Origin of the sequence: Shewanella algicola (assembly GCF_014648035.1) — a bacterium.
GTDB lineage: Bacteria > Pseudomonadota > Gammaproteobacteria > Enterobacterales > Shewanellaceae > Shewanella > Shewanella algicola.
This window is the reverse complement of sequence record NZ_BMQI01000100.1, coordinates 1-5,449: the sequence shown is the minus strand read 5'-3', so window position 1 is coordinate 5,449 and position 5,449 is coordinate 1. Positions and strand designations below refer to the sequence as shown.

Below are 5,449 nucleotides of genomic sequence, written 5' to 3'. Positions count from 1 at the left end.
TCAATCTCCAGTTAAATCAATTATGTCTTAACTGGGTTAGTCGTATCAATTAAACCACGTCAAGCTAATACTGTGCCGGCTCAAAAGTTACACTCAGCCTCTTCAGAACAATTACAAGTCAATAGCAGTAGTAGCTTGAAGCCTAGTATAGTCAATTATGGTGCAGACCATTTCGACCACTCACTTGAAGCCACAAATTTTCTAGATAACTGGCTACCTGCTGATCCTAGCTGCCCCGAAAACTCAAATATTAGTGACGAGCAGAAAAATAAACTCAATTATGATGGGTGTGTTGAACTTCAAAACCGAACAAAACTATATTTAAGTACCATGATAATTCCACTTGGTGAAAATGGAGAATATGATCCTGATCAGCTAGGTAATCCTCTCCGAAAGCATGTGCAAAGTGGCTGGGATGGAAATATGATGGGGCCTCAATCCGGTACTTTTCTTGGACTAGAATTTTGGTCAAAGGACCAGTATTACAATGAATGTCCTTACCAGAACTGTTTATATCAAGTGATAGCACCTGGAGTTGGAGATCCTGTAGGGCCATCACCGTTTAGTTTTGCTCGAAGTACGGATTACGACCGTGAAATTCATAAAGCTCGTCGAAGCATTGCTATTAGAACCATTATTGATGGGATTTTACTGAAGTTTTTTGACATTATTCTTACTGGCGTAGGCTATGAACCCACCGGTTTTGACCCGGTGGTCATCACCAAACTAATCATTCAATACTCTCCAAAGCTGATTGAAGAAGCAGAGAAGCTTTACGATGATGATGATGTTAGCGATGAGGATATTGAAAACTTTGTCAAACAGATTGCTATTGAATTTTACAAAAATGAAGTGGAATTACTTGCCGACCCAGCTAATGCAGGCAAGCTAGGACCGATAACTCAAGCGGTACTGCAGGAGCTAGGCGTGAAACCTCAAGACATAGCCACCATGGCAGCAGGTGCTGCACTACGGAAATGGACGCCTTTTGTTGGTCAGTTAGATGCAATTATTACAGGTGCACAGGTAGCCGATATCCTTGTAGACCAAGTAAAAACGATCAAAGATATGATGTTTGTACCAATAAAAGCGGACTACACCGTAACTTGGGGGCTTAATATTGTCGATATTGAACCGAGTATAATGAAGGCTGAGGCGGTTGATAAACCACTCTCGATTATAGGGACAGGCTTTGGCATCAACGCTCGTTGGTATTGGTATGACGAAGAACCCATTACATTCTTAAAAGATAAAAATGCATCAACGCTAGTAGAGCGTATTGAGCATGACAATATCTCACCAGAAGGAACGTTACTTGAGGTAACCATTCCCGGCCGCTTTCTAGAAAATGCAGTAGGCCCAATCTCCGTCAAAGTGGAGCACAGAGGAGAGGAAACCACATCGCCTATAGATATTCGTATCGGTGATGGATTAGAGATAGCCAGACTAAAAATGAATACCGGTCAACCTGGCGATAAAATAATCATTGAAGGTATTGGTTTTGATAGTTTAAAGTCAAAAAACCGTGTTACTTTCAAAGGACAAAATGGCACACGAATAGTCGCCAGTATTATTAAAGTAGAATCAGGTAAGTTAACCGTGACAGTGCCTAATAATATTATTACAGGCGATGTTACCGTTGAGGTAAATAATCAAACCAGTAATGGTCTTGAATTTGTCGTCCCATATATCTTGGATATCACTTTTGGCGATAATGGTAATTTTAATGACGACATTTTTAAATTGGTAATCGATGACAAAGTCATTATGGATGGATCGAGTCCTCAGAGAAAGGTTGGTCCGATTTCAGTGCCTTTAAGTGCAGGTAGTCATGTCGTTAAATTGATTGGTATTCGCGCCGAAGATGAAATTGGTACCTATTATATCGAATTTGAAGGAGATGTCATTGCTGTCAATGGTGATGCACTTGAAGGTCGAGATCTGCTAAAAGACAGTGTAAAATCCTTTCAGGTTAATGTTGGTGCTACAACTAAGAGAGTGAAGAGCAGAGTTAACCCTCTGAGACATTTACAACAAGAGTAAATTTAAATAGCTATGGGAGAGCATTTAATGCTCTCCCATCATAAGGATTGATGATGTTACGTTATATTGCTTTTATACCTTTATTTTGGCTACCTTCCTTGCTAGCCAATGTTGATAGCATATTGAGCGATCGTTGTTTGGCAACGTTTGAGTTTATTGAAACCCAAAACCTGGATTATTTTATTGCAGAAATGCCTTTCACCCCCAGTGAAACTGAAAAAGCACGTTCAGCTAAAGTATTACAACGCGCTCATCAAAAATGGTTTGTGAAAGAAAAAATTAATAATATAGAATTAGGTGAGATAACTTACCAGCAAGCAAGTGTAGCAAAACAAGATAAATATGGTGCACTAAATCAAGCTAGAGTGAAGCTTACTGTCGTTGGTGATAACTACAACTCCAGAGTGAGTTGTAAGTTTATACAAACTGAAAATGGGTGGTTTTTATCATCATTACCATAAGAAACTTCCAATATTACTATCCTAGGTTATGTTTGAGCCTGTAAACAACATAACAATATGGCCGTATATGGACGCTCCCGGTGAGTCAAGATAATACTCTGCTCACGGAAGGCTTTTTGGCCTTAATTTTTTCTACAACACTCTCTTATCGTTGTTTTTGATGCGACTCATTTACCGCTAAAAAACAAATATCATGACCATGATTAATAATTAAATATCAAACAATAAGCGACGCTTGATCAATAAAAATAATTTTTAATATGATCATAGTTGTTGAAAATGAAATGGTTATATATGACATTTTTGTTTTGCTGATTGGTTAAATAAAATCAATTGGTTGTTCTATTTCTAAATGAATATTTCGTATCGTTGTTAAGGATAACAAATGCAGTATTCTCAATTATCTAAACAGTATAAATTTATCAATCCAATAGGGTTGCCAGGGCAATTACGCATTGCCACTAAAAGGCATTATTTTTGTAAGGTGTCTTGTTTTCTTGGGCTAATCCCACTGTGTGCATCGGTGTTAATGGCGTTAACACTTGATGGAAACCAGCAATTTTTTTATCAAGCCGTGGTGGCATTATTATTGCCGACGGTAATATTGTTGGGTTTGTGCCAACATTATCTCGTGCTTGACTGTGCAACTAATCAACGTTTTGTGCAATTACAATTGTTAGGTTATTGCTGTAAAAAAAATAACTGTGAGTCACTGCAGTCAACTGAATTAATCTTACTGCATAATGTTAATGACAGAAGCCAATACTGCATGAGACTAAACGGTACCAGCTATATGATTGGTACTCTTGTAGATGCATCTGAGCTTGTATTATTCATTTCACAAAATTTTAATATTACAGCAAGAGAGCAAGTTACTGACTTCCCTACCATCCATACTTTAGATACTCATGCGCTAGCCACATCATTGGCAGAGTCGGGTTCTCAAAGTATTTCTACCATTGATATACCTGACTCTAATTCTTTGCATGAACATAAAGCTAATGCTAAGCAGAAAAATACCATTGATTCACCGTCTATGTTTATCCAACCACTTTGGCAAGTTCGTATTGGATTTCGGCTGTTATACCCATTACCTTTTATATTGTTATTTTGCTTTTCTATGAAATTTATTGGAGGCTTATAACATGTTTTTCAAACCACTATCGTCAACGATGGCCGTTATGGCCGAGACTCGTTTACACGTTATTGCCCGAGTATTTTTTAGTTGTCTGTTTGCTTGCATGCTTTTAATTGTCATCGCGGGAATAGCGCAGCACACATATAGTGAAGTGTTCATGTACTCAACTCTTGCGCTACTCTGGTGGCATTTTACATTTGCAAAACGTCAAGTGACATTTGATCTTCAAAGCCAGCAAATCACGATCAAAATCAGCTCTCTCTATTTATTAACTCAGCAGGTTATTCCCATCAGGAATATTGCAGCGCTGCAATTACGCAGTAGGGCAAGTAGTGGCAATGGCGGTCGTGCTTACGAGTTATTAATCGTGATGCACACCCAAACTGAACCGTTAAAGTTTGAATTCGGAGGATTATATCAAATGCAATCTCTAGGCAAGCAAATAGCAGACTTTTGCAATATACCGTTTCTAAATCAGTTAGATTAACAATAAGTGTGAGTTCAAGCCGCTAGTCGGCTAATTTTGTTGATATATGAATATACGAAAATAATGGACAATGGGTGATGTTTTATAAGGAAGTAAACAATGAACCAAACACTTTTTAAGCTGGTAGTTTAAATGGTTATCAGTATGAACCTTGCCAGTTATAGCCCTGAAATATAAGTAATAAAAAATGGCATCATTATTTTTCCATGTAGATGTGGTTAGTGGTATTACATCCCTTGCTAAAGTAGATTTCGAGCCAGGAAGCCAGTTTTTACTAAACTTAGATTAAATGTTAAATCAGAGTCTGCTTCTAATCCGGTGAATGGTAGCTACTTCGATCCAACAACCGGCCAAGCAATTGTAATGTGGAAAGAATAATCATGAAGATTGTAGTTAAATCGCTAATATTGACTTTGCTTGTTAGCTTGTCATATGAATCAAATGCAGACGATAGTAATTATAATTTTGTTGCGAATAGTATTACTGATAATATTTTTATTGATAAATGTAAGATTTACCGGGAAATACTAAAAAACAACGATATTGAGTTGTTCAAAACGTTTATCGATCCGTCATTGCATGAGCACCCTCATTTAGCTAAAGGTTTCTCTACTTACGTAAAGAAGTATGAGCGAGAAGTCGGTGAAGAGGCTTATATATTGGAAAGCATTGTCATAGTGAACTTAGAAGACCAAAATTTTGCTGATGTCGATTACATATATTCATACAATAATGGCAAAGGCCATGGCAACTCAGGTTTTACGTTTACCCGCTTAGAAGGTAATCATTGGAAGCTACGAGCTCGTTAACATTAAGAATATTAATAAGCTCTTCAGCAAAATAAAAAAGTGAAGTCGATTAAGGGATAGGATGTTTAACCAGGGTGAGATCGTGAACGTTTTTTGAGCTGCTGATATTGACACACAATCTGTTTGACGCCTTGGCTTAGCTGTGATCTTATTCTCTCTTTTAGGAGAGCAAAATATGTACCTTGAAGCCTTCACAACCTTTTTCAGTGAGCTTACCGACACTCGTCAATCGGCTAAAATCACTTACCCTCTCGAAGATATTTTATTTGTTACCTTGTGTGGCGTTATAGCAGGAGCCGAGGGCTGGAGCGAGCTCCGTGACTACGCAGATGGTCATCTTGATTGGTTTCAACAGCATGGATATTTAAGTGATGGTGTCCCTGTCGATGACACCATCGCGAGGACCATCTCACGCATTGACCCCGAGCAATTTAGGCTGTGTTTCATTAAGTGGATGCAAGCCGTGCATGAAATAACGCAAGGTCAACTTATCGCGATAGACGGCAAGACA

At 38.2% G+C, this 5,449-nt stretch carries 6 protein-coding genes; all 6 read left to right on the top strand.

All coding sequences use genetic code 11. From position 1 onward, the window contains the following. Positions 1-135 precede the first annotated feature (135 nt). Positions 136-2,043 (top strand): IPT/TIG domain-containing protein, encoded by a 1,908-nt coding sequence (locus tag IEY42_RS21530; protein ID WP_188927243.1) that lies wholly within the window; start codon positions 136-138, stop codon positions 2,041-2,043. 53 nt (positions 2,044-2,096) lie between these two features. Further along, complete coding sequence (locus IEY42_RS21525; RefSeq protein ID WP_188927242.1) at positions 2,097-2,504, top strand: hypothetical protein; 408 nt, start codon at positions 2,097-2,099, stop codon at positions 2,502-2,504. Positions 2,505-2,889: 385 nt separating this feature from the next. Beyond that, the gene (locus IEY42_RS21520; RefSeq protein ID WP_188927241.1) at positions 2,890-3,648 is read left to right on the top strand and encodes a hypothetical protein; all 759 of its coding nucleotides are present in this window, start codon (positions 2,890-2,892) and stop codon (positions 3,646-3,648) included. A gap of 37 nt (positions 3,649-3,685) precedes the next feature. Next, complete coding sequence (locus IEY42_RS21515) at positions 3,686-4,129, top strand: hypothetical protein (protein ID WP_188927240.1); 444 nt, start codon at positions 3,686-3,688, stop codon at positions 4,127-4,129. 380 nt (positions 4,130-4,509) lie between these two features. Then, the gene (locus tag IEY42_RS21510; RefSeq protein ID WP_188927239.1) at positions 4,510-4,938 is read left to right on the top strand and encodes a hypothetical protein; all 429 of its coding nucleotides are present in this window, start codon (positions 4,510-4,512) and stop codon (positions 4,936-4,938) included. 175 nt (positions 4,939-5,113) lie between these two features. Further along, on the top strand, positions 5,114-5,449 hold a 336-nt coding region (locus tag IEY42_RS21505), incomplete at its 3' end, for an ISAs1 family transposase (protein WP_188927238.1).